The organism is Clostridium sp. KNHs205, from assembly GCF_000702945.1.
Taxonomy (GTDB): Bacteria; Bacillota; Clostridia; order Lachnospirales; family Lachnospiraceae; genus Anaerocolumna.
This window is the reverse complement of record NZ_JNLE01000003.1, coordinates 1,136,917-1,156,807: the sequence shown is the minus strand read 5'-3', so window position 1 is coordinate 1,156,807 and position 19,891 is coordinate 1,136,917. Positions and strand designations below refer to the sequence as shown.

Sequence of the window (19,891 nt, the reverse complement as noted above, 5' to 3'; positions counted from 1 at the left end):
ATCTAATCTTAGGTCAAGCCCTCGACCTATTAGTATTAGTCAGCTGCATGCATTACTGCACTTCCACCTCTAACCTATCCACCTGATCGTCTTTCAGGGGTCTTACTGCATTCGCATGGGATATCTTATCTTAAGGGGGGCTTCACGCTTAGATGCCTTCAGCGTTTATCCCGTCCCGACTTGGCTACTCGGCCATGCACTTGGCAGTGCAACCGATACACCAGAGGTCAGTCCAACCCGGTCCTCTCGTACTAAGGTCAGCTCCTTTCAAATATCCTACGCCCGCGCCGGATAGGGACCGAACTGTCTCACGACGTTCTGAACCCAGCTCGCGTACCGCTTTAATGGGCGAACAGCCCAACCCTTGGGACCTAATACAGCCCCAGGATGCGATGAGCCGACATCGAGGTGCCAAACCACTCCGTCGATGTGAACTCTTGGGAGTGATAAGCCTGTTATCCCCAGGGTAGCTTTTATCCGTTGAGCGATGGCAATCCCACTTTATACCACCGGATCACTAAGTCCTACTTTCGTACCTGCTCCACCCGTCGGTGTCGCAGTCAAGCCCTCTTATGCCTTTGCACTCTTCGGATGGTTTCCGTCCATCCTGAGAGGACCTTTGAGCGCCTCCGATACCCTTTCGGAGGCGACCGCCCCAGTCAAACTCCCCACCTGACATTGTCCACTGCCCGGATCACGGGCACATGTTAGAAACCCAGTACTGCAAGGGTGGTATCCCAACAACGGCTCTGCGGCAACCGGAGTCACCGCTTCTTAGCCTCCCACCTATCCTGTGCATGCAATACCGAATCCCAGTATCAAGCTAGAGTAAAGCTCCATGGGGTCTTTCCGTCCTGGCGCAGGTAACCAGCATCTTCACTGGTATTTCAATTTCACCGGGTGCATTGTCGAGACAGTGCCCAAATCATTACGCCTTTCGTGCGGGTCGGAACTTACCCGACAAGGAATTTCGCTACCTTAGGACCGTTATAGTTACGGCCGCCGTTTACTGGGGCTTAAGTTCAACGCTTCGGGTTACCCCTAACATCTCCCCTTAACCTTCCAGCACCGGGCAGGCGTCAGCCCATATACTTCACCTTACGGTTTTGCATAGACCTGTGTTTTTGCTAAACAGTTGCTTGGGCCAATTCTCTGCGGCCTGTATTTCTACAGGCACCCCTTCTCCCGAAGTTACGGGGTCATTTTGCCGAGTTCCTTAACAATGCTTCTCCCGTCGGCCTTAGGATTCTCTCCTCATCCACCTGTGTCGGTTTACGGTACGGGCTTATAAAAAACAATAGCGGCTTTTCTTGGCAGTGCCTCCATCAGCTTCCCTACTTATATTTCGGTCCACATCACGTCTTCCCATTATGGAACGGTTTTTCCTGCTCCACTGGTACCTCGCTTGTACCGGGTATTCCTCACCCGGCCCTGACTTTGTCTCTGCGTCCCCACAGTTCTGTTTTTATAAGGTACAGGAATTTCAACCTGTTGTCCATCGACTACGTCTTTCGACCTCGCCTTAGGTCCCGACTTACCCAGAGCAGATCAGCTTTACTCTGGAAACCTTAGATATTCGGCCTGAAAGATTCTCACTTTCATCTCGCTACTCATTCCGGCATTCTCTCTTCTTATCCCTCCACGGCTCCTTACGGTACCGCTTCGTCGGTATTAAGAATGCTCCTCTACCACAGTAGTTATCGTTAGATTACTACTATCCACAGCTTCGGTGTCGTGTTTTAGCCCCGGACATTTTCGGCGCAGGACCTCTCGACTAGTGAGCTATTACGCACTCTTTTAATGTGTGGCTGCTTCTAAGCCAACATCCTAGTTGTTTTCGAAATCCCACATCCTTTTCCACTTAACACGCACTTTGGGACCTTAGCTGGTGGTCTGGGCTTTTTCCCTTTTGACTACCCAACTTATCTCGTGTAGTCTGACTCCTGATCATCATCTGTATGGCATTCGGAGTTTGATAATCTTCGGTAAGCTTTGACGCCCCCTAGGATATTCAGTGCTCTACCTCCATCAGACTAAATCAAGGCTAGCCCTAAAGCTATTTCGAGGAGAACCAGCTATCTCCGGGTTCGATTGGAATTTCTCCCCTACCCACACCTCATCACCACCCTTTTCAACGGATGTGTGTTCGGTCCTCCACCGCCTTTTACGGCAGCTTCAACCTGGACATGGGTAGATCACCCGGTTTCGGGTCTACTTTTACTGACTGATATTCGCCCTATTCAGACTTGGTTTCCCTTCGGCTCCGAGTCTTAAACTCTTAACCTTGCCAGTAAACGTAACTCGCCGGACCGTTCTACAAAAAGTACGCGGTTCACCTGTAAATAGGTGTTCCACAGCTTGTAAACACAGGGTTTCAGGTTCTCTTTCACTCCCCTCCCGGGGTTCTTTTCACCTTTCCTTCACAGTACTATGCACTATCGGTCACTAAGTAGTATTTAGCCTTGGGGGGTGGTCCCCCCAACTTCCCACAAGGTTTCTCGTGTCTCGTGGTACTTCGGATCCCGCTCGCTGACTTCCGGTTTCGCATACGAGGCTTTCACTCTCTTTGGCTGGCTTTCCCAAAACCATTCTGCTACCTTTCATCTCACTTGTTGCGGTCCATAACCCCAGAGGATAAATCCCCTGGTTTAGGCTCTTTCCATTTCGCTCGCCACTACTCTGGAAATCGAGTTTTCTTTCTCTTCCTCCGGGTACTTAGATGTTTCAGTTCCCCGGGTTCCCTCTATTAAGCTATGTATTCACTTAATAGTAACGGAGGTTTGCTCCGTCAGGTTTCCCCATTCAGAAATCTGCGGGTCAAAGGATATTTGCTCCTCACCGCAGCTTATCGCAGCTTATCACGTCTTTCATCGGCTCTTAGTGCCAAGGCATCCACCCTGCGCTCTTATTAGCTTGACCTTCGCAGTCTTTCGACTGTTGTGTCTTCAGTTCCACAAACTTGATACAATCTCCTTTGCTTCTTCTGTCTGCATCATTTTTCCGTCTAGCGTGACAAAAAAACAAACGCATATTTATTAGATGTCTTCAAATCAAATGTGTAGTTTTCAAGGTACAATTGTTTGCTTTGTTTCTTACTACTCTTCGCATACAAGACTGTTGTTGATTGCCTGTAAATAAAGTCTAAGAAACAGCGGTTTAATGAGAATTGAACTCATGCCTGCTGTTACCAGCTGCTCTTCCAATTAAGCTATAACCCTTTTTCTTATATGAAATAACTACAGAGTAGTTATTTTTTTAATAATCCGGCAGCCACCTGCTCTCCCATACCGTCTCCAGTATAGTACCATCGGCCGCTTACGTCTTAACCATCGTGTTCGGGATGGGAACGGGTGTGTCCCATAAGCGCATCGCCACCGGAAATCTTTTGTTATTCAATTTTAATATGCTGCAATGCCAACTAACATCATTGCTCCATATTATGTAGTATCATTCAATACCACTTTGATAACTCAACAGTAAAACAACCCCTACTTACTTCCTTAGAAAGGAGGTGATCCAGCCGCACCTTCCGATACGGCTACCTTGTTACGACTTCACCCCAGTTATTGAACCTGCCTTCGGCTGCTCCCTCCTTACGGTTGGGTCACAGACTTCGGGCATTTCCAACTCCCATGGTGTGACGGGCGGTGTGTACAAGACCCGGGAACGTATTCACCGCGACATTCTGATTCGCGATTACTAGCGATTCCAGCTTCATGTAGTCGAGTTGCAGACTACAATCCGAACTGAGATGACCTTTTTGGGATTTGCTCACTCTCACGAGGCTGCTTCCCTTTGTAGTCACCATTGTAGCACGTGTGTAGCCCAGATCATAAGGGGCATGATGATTTGACGTCATCCCCGCCTTCCTCCAGGTTATCCCTGGCAGTCTCCCTAGAGTGCCCAGCCGAACTGCTGGCTACTAAGGATAAGGGTTGCGCTCGTTGCGGGACTTAACCCAACATCTCACGACACGAGCTGACGACAACCATGCACCACCTGTCTCCTCTGTCCCGAAGGAAAGGACCGGTTAAGATCCAGTCAGAGGGATGTCAAGACCTGGTAAGGTTCTTCGCGTTGCTTCGAATTAAACCACATGCTCCACCGCTTGTGCGGGTCCCCGTCAATTCCTTTGAGTTTCATTCTTGCGAACGTACTCCCCAGGTGGAATACTTAATGCGTTTGCGACGGCACCGAAGGTCTTTTGACCCCCAACACCTAGTATTCATCGTTTACGGCGTGGACTACCAGGGTATCTAATCCTGTTTGCTCCCCACGCTTTCGAGCCTCAACGTCAGTTACAGTCCAGTAAGCCGCCTTCGCCACTGGTGTTCCTCCTAATATCTACGCATTTCACCGCTACACTAGGAATTCCACTTACCTCTCCTGCACTCTAGCAACATAGTTTCAAATGCAGTCCCGGGGTTGAGCCCCGGGCTTTCACATCTGACTTACATCACCGTCTACGCTCCCTTTACACCCAGTAAATCCGGATAACGCTTGCCCCCTACGTATTACCGCGGCTGCTGGCACGTAGTTAGCCGGGGCTTCTTAGTCAGGTACCGTCAAAGGAGTTCTCACGAACTCCACTTCGTCCCTGCTGATAGAGCTTTACATACCGAAATACTTCTTCACTCACGCGGCGTCGCTGCATCAGGGTTTCCCCCATTGTGCAATATTCCCCACTGCTGCCTCCCGTAGGAGTTTGGGCCGTGTCTCAGTCCCAATGTGGCCGTTCACTCTCTCAAGCCGGCTACTGATCGTTGCCTTGGTAGGCCGTTACCCCACCAACTAGCTAATCAGACGCGGGTCCATCTTACACCGATAAAATCTTTTCACACGGTACCATGCAGCACTGTGCGCTTATGCGGTATTAGCAGCCGTTTCCGGCTGTTATCCCCCTGTGTAAGGCAGGTTACCCACGCGTTACTCACCCGTCCGCCACTAAGTTCATAAGCTTCCATCCGAAGACTTCCGCTTATAAACTCCGTTCGACTTGCATGTGTTAAGCACGCCGCCAGCGTTCATCCTGAGCCAGGATCAAACTCTCAAATTAAAGTTTAATCATTTTCAGAATTAACATTGGCTGTTTAAGAATCTTAGGATTTGCTTCGCAAATCCAATTCAAACAATCGTTAATTTCCGGTAGTTCAACATAAGTTGTACTACTTTTTACTGTTTTAAGGTTGTACCATTTCTGGTACTGTTCTTTTTCAATCATTAAGACCGAAGCCTTAAATCCTGAATGAAATTTATAAGAAAATTTCAGGGTTGTTATACTGTTCAGTTATCAATGTTCAATTTGCTCTTTCAAGCGGCTAATCAGTTAATTTTCAGCAGCTATTCTTGCTTACTCAGTTTCTTTATGTCAGCAGCTCATCAGTGCTTTATTACTATATCATAGTACTTATTGTTTGTCAACATTTATTTTAAAGTTTTTTTATCATTCTTTTTCACGAATTGTTTATATATAATTGACAATTTCCAGAAATGTTTTTAAACTTTTTATATTGTAGACAAATTAGTTAGTGCTTAATCACAATTACTAATTTAGTTCATATTTAGTTCGTATGATTTATCCACTGTGTTTGCTCTTCAAGAGAGCTTAATCATATTAGCACATTTCTTATTGTGTGTCAACAGCAAATAATTAATGTTTTTTTCTGATTACTCAGCGTTTTTTTCTAACGCAGGTGTATAGGATACCACCCTCCCACAGAAATGTCAACAGTTTTATAAAATAATTTAATCACCTATGATATTGAAATATTGGGTGTTTGGTTATTAAACGATTGTTATTACATTTGTTAATAAATATTCGTTATATATGTTACTATATGTTTGTTATTAATACTCATAAAAGCTTCTAAATGAAGCAAATACCACCTCCTATATTTCTCCCCTTTAAATAAAAGGTTGTCTTCTTTTTATTATTCACTTACATTCTTAATGAAAATTTTAACATTTCTACTTGACAACAACTTCCTACAAGTGTAATCTATAAACATCAAACAGACTACATATGTAGGAAGGAGGTAATATATTGAAAGACAGTAACTGCAAAATATCTGATGCAGAATGGCTGATTATGAAGGTACTATGGAAAAGCTCACCTCTTACGACTACTAAAATAATTGAGGCTGTAAGCAAAGAAGCCAGCTGGAGTCCCAAAACTATCCATACACTGATTGCCCGCCTGGTTAAAAAGGAAGCATTGGGTGTTGATAAAGAGTCCGGTCAGCATAAATTCTATCCTCTTGTGACCAAGGATGAATGCATACAAGAAGAAACCGGTTCTTTTGTCCGTAAGATCTATGAAGATTCTATCTATAATTTAGTTGCTAATTTTATTCATGACGAGAAAATGACCGCTGAAGAAATGGAAGAATTAAAAAAACTTCTGGACGAGAAACTGAAATAAGGAGGCAGGTGATAAAATGGATATCGTAATCTTATTTGAACGTATATTTTTGCTTTCCCTTATGGGAACTATTCCTGCTCTAGGTATCCTTCTATTAAAAGGTATATTGAAGGACCGGCTCAGCGCAAGGCTGCAATATTATATCTGGCTACTATTAATAATAAGGCTTGTGCTGCCGTTTACTTTTGAGAGTCCTGTAAGTTTATTTCCATATCAACCTGAAAAGGATATGGCTGTCACCGGGCAGACTCTTACCAACACCGAAACAGTCTCTCCTGTATACAGTACCTCCACAGAGAATGGCGTTATTTCCCCTGTTTCCCCTGTAAGTAGTGGAGACAATAACCAGCATACCAATATTATAGGTCATATTTCCTTCAGTATGGAGAGTTTCGCTTATCTATGGCTTGCTGGCGTACTGGTGATTTGGGGTTATATAATTTTAGTAAATACTATTTTCTTACTAAAGTTAAAGAAATATAAGTCCTGTACCCAAACAGAAATCATTCATACGCTAGCTTACTGCAAAACAAAACTTCATATAAGAAACAAAGTTTCTATTGTTTACAGTAAACACATACAATCACCTATGGTGTGGGGTATTTTTCACCCTCGGATTCTGCTGCCTGAAAGACTGCTTCAAACCTTAACTCAGGAGGAGCTTAGTTTTATCCTTCTGCATGAGATAGCTCATATAAAGAGAAATGATTTATCCCTTAATCTGATTGGTATGATTATACAAGGTATCTATTGGTTTAATCCGGTTATATGGTATTCCATGTACAAAATGAAACAGGATTGCGAAATATCCTGTGATGCCTCCGTCCTTCGTGTTTTGTCAGAAGAGGATTATAAGAAATACGGACTTACAATCCTTAATATTATGAAAAGAATAAATGAACTGCACCTGGTTCCAGGAACTGCAGGTTTTGCCAGCAAACAGAATAAGAGGAGAATAATTATGATTACACAATATAAAAAAACATCTGCAAAATGGGCAGTAATAACCTTATTATGCTTAACTCTGCTAACGGGTTGCGCCAGTCTGACCGGTTCTGCCAATTCCCCTGACAAAGAACTTAATACCGGTACAAAGAATTCTGCTTCCTCCGATACAACCACACCAGAGGCTCCTACTGAAACACAGAACAATGACACTGACCCAGAAGACGAGAGTATTACTGTTATTAATACAGTAAGCTTTCAGAAATATTTCGACCTATTGGGATCAACAAAAGAAACATTAATAGAAACTCTTAAGGAAGAACCTTCTAAGATAGATGAAGGAGGATTAGAATTTAAGGAAAATGGAATCAGAATCTGGTTTAATTCAGAATACACAGCTGTTAGCCAGATCTTTACCGATAGAGCAGATATAGATTTTAATGGAGCCAAAATCGGCGATAAGATAGACAGCTTCAAGGTAGCGTTCGGCGAACCTGTCAGTGACAATAATGGTGATATGCATTTCAAATACGATAATGGTTTTATTTCAGTAAACTATGACACTAAGACAGAAGCAACCTTTGCTGTATATCTACTGAGTGAAGATTTCTAACATATGAAGTTATTAAACAACAACTACTATTAATAGATGCTAATATTTATGTGCTGTCAATTTTTATGTAGCTGTCAATTTTTATGGCTTCTGATTCAACATAACAGAATCAGAAGCCATTTTATATAACGATAAATCTGGATATTCCATCTATACTAATACAATCAAATTTGGGGGTAAAAGATATCAGCCAAGAATACAATGTTAACATACAAAAATAACATCAACATGCTTAATAAAGGCTTTGAAATACTTTTTTTGCTCAGTTTAAACTCGGCTGCTATTAATAAAAATGACCTTTAGCCCAGCATCATTCAAATTTATAGGAAAGACAGACACAACTATATATTTAGCCTTTTACCTTATCACTTAATCCCTAAGCTTATAATAGTAAGTAGCCTTTGTCATCAAAACTCTTATTTCATTAAGAGCACAGGTAAAATGTACAAGTCAGAAAGAACGAATGCGTCTATGGAGAGGCATTAGAAGTCCTTTTCACTGAAGAGTTTGTGCTATATTATCAAACAGATTGTTTGAGCGTAGCGAGTTATCTGTTTGATAATATGTCAAGCACAAACTCTTCAGTGAATTAGGACTTCTTATGCCTTGGAATTAAAGCATGAGTCTTTCTGACTTGTACATTTTGCCGTCCCCTTGTTAAGAACTGTCTCTTTGTTAAGAACTGTCCCTTTGTTAAGAACCTTCCCTTTGCAAAGAACTGTTCCTTTGTTAAGAACCTTCCCTTTGCAAAGAACTGTCCCTTTGTTAAGAACTTCCCCCCTGTAAAGAACTGCCCTTGCATCCCCAAACTATACGTATACTCAAAATACCATCTCTTCCAGACCATATGGTCATATCATCATCTTAAACTGTTTGTAATATAAACAGATAAGCACCTTCTCTTTTGGAAATCTCAAACTCTTTGACTATTCTGAAATTCTTGCGGTTATAGAACTTGTGTACATAATCCTTGTTATGGGAATACATTATAATCACTCCGTCCTCATTAAGATGCTCCCCGGCCTTTACAAAGAATCTACGGTACAATTCACAGATTTCATTTTCATCTTTATGTCCCTGGGCTCTGGGCATATTGGTAATAATCTCATCAAAGAGATACTCATGTTTAAAATCAAAGAAATTCCGGTTAATAAAATAGATAGTGTCTCCGCTTAAGGCTGTATTCTCTTTAGCCCTCTCAATTGCCTGCCCGAATACATCCAATCCATACATTGTCCCAGCTTTAACTTCTTGGTTTCTTTCTATAAGCATTGTACCCACACCACAGAAAGGATCTAGCACCTGGCCGTCTTCTTTCATATAATCTTTGGCAAGTGCTGCTATAAGTGCTGCCATAGCAGGATTTATGCTGGCAGCGATTACATTCTTGCGATAACCGAATCTGTCATCCTTTAAGGTACACAGCTTTATAAGGACGTTAAATCTTCCCTCTTTATTCTCAATAAGCCTTAATTCCCATTCGTAATCAGACGTACTGTTAATAAGTTTTCTTCCAGTATTCCGCTCTAATTCTGAAGCAAATTTCTTGGTAAAACTGCTACGCTTATCAAGCTCCATTTTAGCTTTTAGTTCTATCCGGAAATAAAAAGGTGGATTTCCCTGGTGTCTTTGCATCAGAAATTCCATCAGACTGCTCTCTGCCAATGCTTTTGCACCTGTTACCACATCTCTGTCCACGGATTTTATGTCTTTTAATATAAACAGGATTTCAGTATAGGTTCTGACAGAAAGCACTTTCTCCAAGTCGTCGCATTCCACCATGACACCTGCATTAAATTCTCTTGCGTTGATTCCCTGAAGCTGCTTTAAGGTAGCTCCTATATAATTTCTGTTGGTAAGCAGAATAAGAGAGGAGGGTACTTTGTAGCCGGTAAATTCATGTTTTTTGGCTCCTTTTACCTTACGAATCAGTGCTGAAAGATGTCGTAGTTCTTCCTCCACATGTTTCTTGTTCCCTTCGGTTATTTCTGTACTGCTTAAAATATCATATCTTCTCTCCAGGTTATCTACGTAGGCGGTATAGTCAAAGTTCTTTAAAGCTGTAAGGTAAGCACTTCTGACAAATAGCTGCTCCTCATTTTCATAGGCTTCATATAAATCGTTAAGAGTTTCCGGTATGTTCAGTTCTCCTAAAATTAATGCGGTATTTTTTCTGATTTTGGGATCTTCTTCCTTTAGCAAATTAAGTAGTATCTGATAATCTGCCCCAATATAATACAACAGAGCAGTCTTACTATGGGTTTCTTTTAATTCAGCCTTTAATTTTATCAGATTCTCTCTGATATCTGCTTTTTCCCTTATTTTATCGAAAGTATCACGTATCATAGCTGCTCCTTATGTTTACTGGTCCGGTCCTATGCAGACTCAGTTATTTCTATTATATCAAAGTCAACTTAAAATGTCAGCCGAATTCCAAAAATGCAGTGGTTTTTCTTCTTTCTTACCTGTTGAAAAATGTGGTTTTTTATTGACTTCCCCTTATATTTATGCTACTGTTAAAGGTAATCAGATATAGGGGAGTAGTCAGCATGTTATAGTATAAACCGTATTTCGGACATGCAGTTAAACCAACAGCCGAACGTTAGTTAATGTTCTGGTTTAATTTGAAAAGACAAGACCTGTATCCTATTTTAGGGTACAGGCTTTTTTTATGTCAGAGACTAACACACCCATTAAAAATTAGTAATTATTCACTAACATCAAAAGCTTTACAAGTACGAAGGGAGATTCACAATGGATTTTTTACTATCGGGTATTACTTCCGTAACTGTTCCACAATTAGTCATGTATGCTGTAGGAATTTTGCTAATCTATCTTGCTATTGCTAAAGGCTATGAGCCCAGCTTACTTCTTCCTATGGGATTTGGTGCTATCCTGGTTAACCTTCCGTTATCAGGTGTTATCGACCAGGTGCTCCCAGGTATTGGTAACACCCACGGTATTATACAGTGGCTGTTCGAAACAGGTATAGAAGCATCAGAAGCACTGCCTTTACTGCTGTTTATCGGTATCGGTGCCATGATTGATTTCGGCCCTCTGTTATCCAATCCTATCATGTTATTATTCGGTGCTGCTGCACAGTTTGGTATCTTTTTAACTTTAACAGTTGCTATACTCTTAGGCTTTGACCTTCGTGATGCAGCTTCCATCGGTATTATCGGTGCTGCCGACGGCCCTACTGCCATTCTTGTATCACAGATACTGGAATCCAAGTATATCGGTCCTATTGCAGTCGCGGCCTACTCGTATATGGCTATGGTGCCTCTGGTTCAGCCGGTTGCCATTAAAGCTGTTACGACAAAAAAAGAACGCCTTATCAGAATGCCTTATAATCCCGTATCTGTATCAAAAAGGATTAAAATAGTATTCCCCATTGCAGTAACAATTATTGCAGGTTTTGTTGCTCCTACTTCCGTATCTTTGGTTGGTTTCTTAATGTTTGGTAATTTATTAAGAGAGTGCGGTGTGCTTACCACTTTATCCGATGCCGCTCAGAACATATTAGCAAATCTGGTTACTCTGCTATTGGGTATCACCATCTCCTTTAGTATGAGAGCGGAAGCTTTCGTAACCTGGCAGACGCTTTTAATCCTTGGTCTTGGTCTTATCGCTTTCGTATTTGATACAATCGGCGGTGTTATGTTTGCTAAGTTCGTCAATCTGTTCCGTAAGAATAAGATTAATCCTATGATCGGTGCTGCAGGTATTTCCGCATTCCCTATGTCAGCCCGTGTAGTTCAGAAAATGGCTATTAAGGAAGACCCTACCAACCATCTTCTGATGCATGCTATCGGCGCAAACGTATCCGGTCAGATTGCTTCCGTATTAGCCGGCGGTATTATCTTAAACCTGTTAACTACTATCTTAAAATAGTCCGCTGCTGTAAATGAACCCACTGCCTTAGGATGAAAGGAGTCAGTCATGAATTTTAGTATTGAAGATCTTTTGATATCACTTGATATTATGTGGAAAGGTATGTTTAGTATATTTGTTGTTATAATAATAATTACTTTGCTTGTCATGCTTTTTCAATGGTTTGAGAAAAACTTTCTGGACAAGAAGAAGGATAGACAGTAATTCTTTTATGAAATCAATCGTATTATTAATATAAAACATAAAGGCTGTATCTACCGTATAATCCTGGTTTGATACAGCCTTTATGGCTTATTGAACGGCTTCATTCTCCTTCTTTACGCAGTCCTCAGGGTTAATCCTGATCTGCTCCCACTCTCCTTGGCCTGCCTTTCGGTACTGGGCAATCTCTATATCCGTACCATTTGTTAATTGATAATATACCAGCAGATAGTCTGATCCGTCATTTCCCTTAAAGGCTATGTTTTTAATATAACCCTCCTGCTTTACAGGATATAATTTTTCTATCAGCTCACACCATTCTCCGTACCGTACCTTAACAGACATTTCAGCATCATATGCCCAACCATGATAAGGCGCACATAAATAGTTTTCTCCATGGAATTCAATGTTTGATATTTTGAATTCATTCATTTCTTCCTTAAGATCTACAAACCCGTAATAATACGCAAAACTTCCCTGATTCTTTTCATTTCCTTCAATAGTCTCCAGCTCTACAAAATAGCGATGTATATTCTCTTTGTTATCATAAACTGGCACGCTGTGGTATTTTATAAGATTGATATGCAGGATATTTTCAAAGGTCTTTCGGTACTGCTTATAACTCAATCGATCTTTATAGATATCGTCAAGAAAGTTGTAGGCTATTGGATAGGGAATACCTGCATTCCCAAGTGTTCCGCAGCCTGCTGATTTGCCTTTTTCAATATTGGCAGCTTCCCGTAAAATACTGAAGTAATTAATTATTGTATCCTCGGGCGTCTTAAAAAGTTCTGAAGGCAGTTTTATTTCAGATGGCTTTTTGTCATAATAATCATCAATGAAGTTCCAGTCATAACGGGTATTTAATACTGGAAGGCTGGAAGGTCTGAAATAAGTTTCCAAATCCGGTTCCTTCTCCTCAGCTAAGCTTTCTGCACGAGAATCCGCCGTTAACTCTGCTTTATTCTCTATATGTAGCATCTCATAGTATTTCCCTCCCATCACCATTGTATTGGCACTCTTTTTCTCTAAATACATACTAATACCAAAATAGGATACCAATAACAGCACCAGCAAAAAACCTAACAGAATAACTACCTGCCTGCTTCTGCCTGCTAATGTATTTTTCATTGTCCTAATCCTCCCATATATACCTGCCTTTCTAAAACATATGATGAGGCAGGTATATTAAGACACCTGGCGGATTATTTCAGTTGCTTTTGTACAGTTCTGTCCTCTAATAATTATTACTTTCTGAAAATACATGTATGATTTGTACTGATACTAGCAAATGCAAAAAAAGTACCCCTAAATAAAAGCTATCTATAAGGCAGACTAAAATCATAACCTTTAACACTATAAAAAGCTAACTATTCGGGCTTCTTTACAAGTGGTGAGGAAAGTTTCAACTAACCTGATACTCTATTATTTAGGGTGTACTAAAAAAAGATCAATTATTTAATTATTTATTATACTGTTATCTATCCCATCACATTATTAGTATTATAATTTCGTGTTAATCTAAAAGTGTACTTATTTAAAATTGTGCGTTTATCTAAAATTATACGTTTATCTAAAGTTGTGCATTTATCTAAAAATATGCGTTTATCTAAAGTGTGCGTTTATCTAAAATTGTACGTTTATCTAAAATTGTGCGTTTATCTTAAGTTGTGCATTTATCTAAAAATGTACATTTATCTAAAATTACGCACCGATCTATGAATAAAACTTATCTATGCCTGCTGTGCAGCTAAAGCTATATAGCTGTACGGCTGGTTGAAATGTGGCAGGAAGAATAAATCAACAAGTTTTAATTTATCAATGGTCACCTTTTCTTGAATAGCCAGGGAAAACATATGAAGTCCCATGGATATATCATACTCGGAAGTCATCTGCGCTCCCAATACTACTCTGGTTTCCTTATCATAGACAATCTTTATCTTAACCTTATGATTGTTCTCCTCCATAAATCCCGGCTTCTGGTAATCTTCATAGTCAACAGCTGCTGCATTTATTCCAAGCTTTTCAGCTTTCGCCAGCGTAAGACCTGTTGAAAGCATATTAACACCCCAGATGCTGATACCATTAGAACCTTGAACTCCTCCGGATTCCAATTCTTTTCCGCAGCTGTTATTTCCCGCAACTATACCAGATCTAACAGCATTAGAGGCAAGGGCAATGTAATTAACCTCTTGTATGGAATTATCATAAACGGTTGCACAGTCGCCTACTGCATAAACTCCTTTAACACTGGTTTCCTGGTGTTTATCTACCAGAAAAGCACCATTTTTGAACAGCTTAAGCTGAGAGTTTCCAAGTGCTGTATTTGGCTTAAAGCCTATTGCCATAATAACCATATCTGCTTTATATTCGGACTTATCAGTTATTACCTTTTCGACTTTATCCTTACCTTCCATTCTTTGTACAGTTTCCTCAAAAGCGACCTTAACACCATGTTTTTTAAGGTTCTCTCTCATAATATCTGTGAAATCTTTATCATAATATCCGGACAGGCAAGTTTCTGCACAATCAACCAAGGTAACTTCTTTGCCACAGCGAAGGAATGCTTCTGCAAGTTCTACACCGATATATCCGGCACCAACAACCACAACATCTTTAACAGATTCCTCTTTTAATTTCTCGATCACCTCTTCTGCATTCTGATACAGTTTGACCAGCTGCACATTCTTCAAATGAATGCCTTCAATATTAGGTACAATAGGTACTGAACCGGTAGCCAGGATAAGTTTATCATAGTTTTCATGATACTCTGTGCCGTCTTTACCTTTCGCATGAACGATTCGGTTATCATAATCAATGGACTCAACAGGTGTCTCCATGAAGATTCTTGCACCCTTATTCTCCAACTTCTCTTTATTGGAATAGAACAATCCTTCTGGCCCGCTGATTTGTTTTCCAATCCATAAAGCCATACCACAGCCTAAAAAACTTATATTGGAATTGGAATCAAAAGCTGTAACTTCATTTCCTTTAAAATTATCAAGTATAGTATTTAACGCTGCTGTTCCGGCATGATTTGCTCCTACTACTACTATCTTACTCATAATGTTACCTCCTTAGGATGATTATTTATCTAATTTTAAAATACGGCACTTTCCTTGTTCCTTTTGCCGCAGAGATGTTAATCTTTCTTACAGCCTCATTGTAATCCAACTTTGGTAATTTTGCAACTAATAATTGTTATTATTATCACAAAATATTTAATTAACACCCTGCCCTCCTTATGAATATGATAATATAGCATATACTCTATATTATGCATATTTTTACTATATAAGTTGAATTTTAAGTGTTTAAAAAAATCTTGACTCTTAATATCTGGAACTAGCTTGCTAAATTCAACTTAAATTTAATCGGAAGGAGTCCTTTTATGAAGAAACTTGATAGAAAGTATTATCCATCTTTCAGCAGATTATTTATAAAGAAAAAAACTTTAAAGAACGAAATAAAAGAATCCTTATCCCTGCCTCAGGTCAGTGCTACCAGCTTCGAAAAAGAAACTGATCTGGCCCTTATCCTTGCTGATGCCCAGGCCAATAAACTTATTGATCTCAACAAGGAACTGGCCCCTTTTGGATTTGCATATTACCGTCCTCAGAATATGTTCTATTCCCTGATGAATTGCTGGCAGCGTGAATGCGGTTACTGCAGACTTTATGATGAAGGCTGCGCTGCCTTTAGCATGATTATAGACTGCGAGCCAATATATTTTGATTATGATGGTAAGAAGTGGATGATCGAATTCTGGAAAGGTCAGTATGGTATGACTACAGGCTGTGAAATCGGTATCTATAATACCACTGTACCTTTTATAGATATTCCCGGCCTTTTTTACGGAACCTTCTATGAATGTGCTTCCGATGAAGAGCGGATGCCTTTGGCTTTTACCCTTATAAAGAAGGATAAAGTACTTTTTTACCGCAGCGATCTTCATTGGTGGCTTACCGGTTTCCGTCTCGGTGAATTTTCTGAACCGGAAGATCTGGTTATGCATGCCCAGATAACACTGAAGAACGAGGAAATGAGGGATATCTTTATCGAAGCCCTAGTAAAGACCGGGTATAAAAGAAATGAAATAGCTTATACGAATAATACCGTAGGTTTCGTATTTGATAAACCCCGCTCCAAACAGCCGCTTACAAGAAATGCAGTTATGGATTTCATTATGCAAACCAACAATAAACGGAATTGTTATGCATATAATGAAGCAACTAAACTTATTGGAGATCCTCTGGATAAATTCATATTGGTAAAAAATGAAGCGCCTAAAATGTATAATAAGATACTCAATATCAGAAATACTCCTGATATCTTTAAGGATTATAAACGCCTGCAGCAGTCTAATACAGAAAGCAAAGCTGCTGCCCTTAGTGCAAAAGAGCATAAACAGTAAGAAAACGGCTGGGATGGGAGGTGTTATAATTGTCTGTGGATAAGAAGCTGACAAATGCTTATATAAATGCAGAAGAACTGGTACTAAAGAAAAATACCAAGATTGTGCTTATCAGCGACTGCCACAGAGGAATCGGTAACTGGGGCGATAACCTGTTTAATAACCAGAATCTGTATTTCGCTGCTCTGTCCTATTATTATGATAAGAATTTCATTTATATTGAATTAGGGGATGGAGATGAGCTTTGGGAAAACAGATCGGAAGAGGACATCATTTCTACTCACAGTTATGCTTTCTGGCTAATGTCCAAATTCTATGAAAGTAAGCGTTTTTATATGCTTTATGGTAATCACGATATTGTAAAAAGAAACCCGTCCTTTGCCAAAGAACACTTTAGCTCTTTTTATGATGAAAGCTTAAAGAAGCAGGTTGCTTTGCTGCCGGATATCCGTATAAGGGAAGCTCTCGTTCTTCGAATAGCCAATACAAACCACAAAATTTTACTGGTACACGGACATCAGGCGGATTACTTTAATGACACCTTATGGCGCCTTGCCAGATTCCTGGTACGTTATCTATGGAGACCCTTTGAACTTATTGGAGTAAAAGATCCGACCAGTGCCTCAAAAAACTTTAATAAGAAGGAAAAGGTTGAGAATCATCTTATTAATTGGACAAAAAAACACAATAAAATGCTGATTGCAGGTCATACTCACAGACCTGCCTTCCCGGCTGTAGGCGAACCCTTATATTTCAATGATGGCAGCTGTGTTCATCCCAGATGTATTACCTCTATTGAAATTGAAAATCAATCAATTACCCTGGTTAAGTGGTCTGTGAAAACAAGACCGGATCGTACTCTGTATGTTGAACGTACTCCACTTGAAGGTCCTGTTCCGTTAAAAAATTTCTTTTCACCCTGATAAAAGGGTTCCTGGCTGAAATGAATATCCTGTCTATGTAGGAATATTCATTTCAGCAGTTGTCTATATGGGTGATTCTTTTTATATTACGATTCACTCATTTTTCACACCTTATACACATTTGTTACATAATCATCTGGTATTCTTTTTCCACAATTATATATTTTCAGACAGAAAGGGACAAAAAGGGCAGATTGGCAAACTATGCCCTGGCGTAACAGGTGGTTGAATGAAAGATAATAACAAATCCAGAGAAAAAAGATACCGTACTCTCTCAATTAAATTAAAGATCTCCCTGCTGTGTGCTTTCTTTATCATTATTGCATCTGCAGTGAATTTTACAGCTATTAACAGGGTATCCAAAAGTACGATTACAGATAATACCAGGCTTACAATGAAGAATCTGGCAGACTCTTACAATAAGAATATCAGCGAGTCCGTAATCTCCATCAGTAATTCCGCTCAATTTCTTATGCAGTCCCAGGAGATCAAATCCCTGCTGCAATCCTCCGGCACCACTGATACAGAAAGCATTGAAAACTATGTTAATATGTTTATGAACATGGATACATACCGTACTGATATAAGTCTAATAAATACAGGAGGTATTATTTTATATAGTACGGATGATTCCTTAACAGGCACAAGCATTTCTGACGAAACCTATTTTCAAAATACCCTTGCCAGTGGTACAAGCTCTCAGAGCAATGTTTTTGTTTCTGATACCGAAAGTACCCCTCGTGTTACCTTTATCATTCCTTTTCGGAACATGGAATTCAGCCAGGGACCGGAAGGTATGCAGCATGAGGGAGAAGCTGGGGCAGTTCCCTCAGCAGAGATAAAAACTGAAACACCTATGGCTGGCAATACACAGAATGGCAATGGTGATACCAGCCAGTCGGATGCAGAAATAATCGGTTATATCACAGTTACTGTTGAGGTTACAGAATTCAGTAAGCTGTTATCTGATATTACTTTATCCGGCATGGATACGGCATATGCCTACCTCTTAGATACGGATGGAAACGCTGTTTATTATCCTGACGAAGAAGTAGTCGGTACCAATCTGAATGTGGATTCAATCTCTTCACTGACAAAGGACATCCAGTCCGGTAATATCTCTGAGACAGGTACACTCACTTATACATATGATGGCAAGAGCACCTTTGCTTCCTATAGTATTCTGCAAAACAGCCGTTGGATTCTCGTTCTTGCCGTGGAGGAAGCAGAGATCATGGCTCCCTTGCAAAAAGCAACCGTTACTTCATTGGGTATTACTCTGATACTCACAATAATACTCAGCCTGTTAACCTACCTGTTTGCCGGAAGTATTTCAGGACCTATAAAGAAACTTACAGGTTACATCAACAAAACCGCAGGACTTGATTTTACTGATGGCTCTGCCTTTCAATCAATTCTTCAAAACAAAGATGAAACCGGTGAAATGGGAAGAGCTATTGAAAGTATGAGAATCAGCCTGAGAGGAATGATAGAAAAGATTGGACAAGCTTCCGATAATATGCTGACTACGGCAGACGGACTTAACAGGATAACCATATCCGTAAATGATTATGCCTCCGATAACAGTGCCACAGCCCAGGAACTTTCAGCCAGTATGGAGGAAACCGCTGCAACCACAACACTTATATGCAATAACATCACTAACATTGAGCATCACTCCCAGTCCATTTATACAAAAGCAAACGATGGAATCGCAAAATCTTCTCATTTAATTGACCGTGCCACGAATCTGAAGGCCGCAACAGAAGAGGCGGTCGCAAGAACCAGAGAAATCTATGAAAAAGTAAAGTCAGATACCTCCCTTGCTATCAAGCAGGCAGAGGCAGTAAATAAGATTAATACCTTAACCAATGTTATAAAAGAAATAGCAGATCAGACTACCCTGCTTGCATTAAATGCTTCTATTGAGGCCGCCAGAGCGGGAGAAGCCGGCAGAGGTTTTTCCGTTGTGGCCGGTGAGATAGGCTCACTGGCAGATCAGTCTGCCGGTACTGTTAACAGTATAAATGCCATAACCGCAGAGGTTAATCAGGCAGTAAAAGCACTGACAGAGAGCCTTAACCGCTCCCTTTCCTTCCTGGAGGATTATGTTCTTACTGACTATACGGATTTCCTGGAGACTAGCAAGGAATACAGTCATAATGCCAAAGATATCAATGAAGCTCTGGAATCTATACACGGAGGAATTGATCTGTTAAAAGACGAACTTAAGAATATCAGCACTTCTATAGGTGAGATCAATAACATGGTTGAGGATTCCTCTGCCGGTGTCAGCGATGTAGCAGCAAGAGATACTGATATTGTCTCACTGACCTCCGACACAAGAAAAATGGTTGAGAGTAATCGACGCAATGCTACTGAACTCGATACTGTGGTTAAATCCTTTAAATTATACTAAGGTCTGTCTAGTAAACTCATGACCGTTCTCAATCCCCCCACTTGTGTTGTTCTGCATTCCG

The 19,891-nt window shown here is 40.5% G+C and carries 11 protein-coding genes and 3 rRNA genes; 7 read left to right on the top strand and 7 right to left on the bottom strand.

Annotated features, from left to right (window positions below; genetic code table 11):
* Positions 1-9: 9 nt before the first annotated feature.
* From BR73_RS0105060 to BR73_RS0105045, 3 genes are all read right to left on the bottom strand, one after another.
* A 23S ribosomal RNA gene (locus tag BR73_RS0105060) occupies positions 10-2,919 on the bottom strand.
* A 342-nt stretch (positions 2,920-3,261) separates the two neighbouring features.
* Positions 3,262-3,379 (bottom strand): 5S ribosomal RNA (gene rrf / locus BR73_RS0105050).
* A 125-nt stretch (positions 3,380-3,504) separates the two neighbouring features.
* Positions 3,505-5,056 (bottom strand): 16S ribosomal RNA (locus BR73_RS0105045).
* Together the 16S, 23S and 5S rRNA genes form the textbook arrangement of a ribosomal RNA operon.
* A gap of 987 nt (positions 5,057-6,043) precedes the next feature.
* Here BR73_RS0105045 and BR73_RS0105040 point away from each other — a divergent pair.
* Both BR73_RS0105040 and BR73_RS0105035 read left to right on the top strand, forming a co-directional pair.
* A complete protein-coding gene (locus tag BR73_RS0105040; protein ID WP_033164638.1) occupies positions 6,044-6,421 on the top strand; it encodes a BlaI/MecI/CopY family transcriptional regulator in 378 nt (125 codons plus the stop codon).
* 16 nt (positions 6,422-6,437) lie between these two features.
* Positions 6,438-7,979 carry a M56 family metallopeptidase gene (locus BR73_RS0105035; protein ID WP_051684979.1) on the top strand — a complete coding sequence of 514 codons (1,542 nt, stop codon included), beginning with the start codon at positions 6,438-6,440 and terminating at the stop codon, positions 7,977-7,979.
* Between the two features lie 589 nt (positions 7,980-8,568).
* On the opposite strand, the gene BR73_RS0105030 is transcribed toward BR73_RS0105035, so the two are convergent.
* A complete protein-coding gene (locus tag BR73_RS0105030) occupies positions 8,569-8,826 on the bottom strand; it encodes a hypothetical protein (protein WP_156034606.1) in 258 nt (85 codons plus the stop codon).
* 17 nt (positions 8,827-8,843) lie between these two features.
* The gene (locus BR73_RS0105025; protein ID WP_033164636.1) at positions 8,844-10,325 is read right to left on the bottom strand and encodes a methyltransferase; all 1,482 of its coding nucleotides are present in this window, start codon (positions 10,323-10,325) and stop codon (positions 8,844-8,846) included.
* Between the two features lie 408 nt (positions 10,326-10,733).
* On the opposite strand from BR73_RS0105025, the gene BR73_RS0105020 reads away from it, so the two are divergent.
* Entirely contained in the window at positions 10,734-11,873 is a 1,140-nt protein-coding gene (locus BR73_RS0105020) for a sodium ion-translocating decarboxylase subunit beta (RefSeq protein WP_033164635.1), read from the top strand.
* Positions 11,874-11,921: 48 nt separating this feature from the next.
* Complete coding sequence (locus BR73_RS28635) at positions 11,922-12,077, top strand: hypothetical protein (protein WP_156034604.1); 156 nt, start codon at positions 11,922-11,924, stop codon at positions 12,075-12,077.
* Between the two features lie 87 nt (positions 12,078-12,164).
* Here BR73_RS28635 and BR73_RS0105015 read toward each other — a convergent pair whose 3' ends face one another.
* Together BR73_RS0105015 and BR73_RS0105010 are read right to left on the bottom strand one after the other, a co-directional pair.
* Positions 12,165-13,205 (bottom strand): hypothetical protein, encoded by a 1,041-nt coding sequence (locus BR73_RS0105015; protein ID WP_051684978.1) that lies wholly within the window; start codon positions 13,203-13,205, stop codon positions 12,165-12,167.
* Between the two features lie 602 nt (positions 13,206-13,807).
* Positions 13,808-15,139 carry an FAD-dependent oxidoreductase gene (locus tag BR73_RS0105010; RefSeq protein ID WP_033164634.1) on the bottom strand — a complete coding sequence of 444 codons (1,332 nt, stop codon included), beginning with the start codon at positions 15,137-15,139 and terminating at the stop codon, positions 13,808-13,810.
* Between the two features lie 326 nt (positions 15,140-15,465).
* Between BR73_RS0105010 and BR73_RS0105005 the strand changes: the two genes are divergently transcribed.
* From BR73_RS0105005 to BR73_RS0104995, 3 genes are all read left to right on the top strand, one after another.
* Positions 15,466-16,488: a DUF4474 domain-containing protein gene (locus BR73_RS0105005; protein WP_051684977.1), complete on the top strand. Its 1,023-nt coding sequence runs from the start codon at positions 15,466-15,468 to the stop codon at positions 16,486-16,488.
* Between the two features lie 35 nt (positions 16,489-16,523).
* A complete protein-coding gene (locus BR73_RS0105000) occupies positions 16,524-17,411 on the top strand; it encodes a metallophosphoesterase (protein ID WP_242860715.1) in 888 nt (295 codons plus the stop codon).
* A 229-nt stretch (positions 17,412-17,640) separates the two neighbouring features.
* Positions 17,641-19,830 carry a methyl-accepting chemotaxis protein gene (locus BR73_RS0104995; RefSeq protein ID WP_033164632.1) on the top strand — a complete coding sequence of 730 codons (2,190 nt, stop codon included), beginning with the start codon at positions 17,641-17,643 and terminating at the stop codon, positions 19,828-19,830.
* Positions 19,831-19,891: the final 61 nt, after the last annotated feature.

Excerpts from the sequence above, each read along its gene's own strand:
- BR73_RS0105035 (WP_051684979.1), top strand. The coding sequence starts at position 6,438 with ATGGATATCGTAATCTTATTTGAACGTATATTTTTGCTTTCCCTTATG.
- BR73_RS0105030 (WP_156034606.1), bottom strand. The coding sequence starts at position 8,826 with ATGGTCTGGAAGAGATGGTATTTTGAGTATACGTATAGTTTGGGGATG.
- BR73_RS0105025 (WP_033164636.1), bottom strand. The coding sequence starts at position 10,325 with ATGATACGTGATACTTTCGATAAAATAAGGGAAAAAGCAGATATCAGA.
- BR73_RS0105020 (WP_033164635.1), top strand. The coding sequence starts at position 10,734 with ATGGATTTTTTACTATCGGGTATTACTTCCGTAACTGTTCCACAATTA.
- BR73_RS28635 (WP_156034604.1), top strand. The coding sequence starts at position 11,922 with ATGAATTTTAGTATTGAAGATCTTTTGATATCACTTGATATTATGTGG.
- BR73_RS0105015 (WP_051684978.1), bottom strand. The coding sequence starts at position 13,205 with ATGAAAAATACATTAGCAGGCAGAAGCAGGCAGGTAGTTATTCTGTTA.
- BR73_RS0105010 (WP_033164634.1), bottom strand. The coding sequence starts at position 15,139 with ATGAGTAAGATAGTAGTAGTAGGAGCAAATCATGCCGGAACAGCAGCG.
- BR73_RS0105005 (WP_051684977.1), top strand. The coding sequence starts at position 15,466 with ATGAAGAAACTTGATAGAAAGTATTATCCATCTTTCAGCAGATTATTT.
- BR73_RS0104995 (WP_033164632.1), top strand. The coding sequence starts at position 17,641 with ATGAAAGATAATAACAAATCCAGAGAAAAAAGATACCGTACTCTCTCA.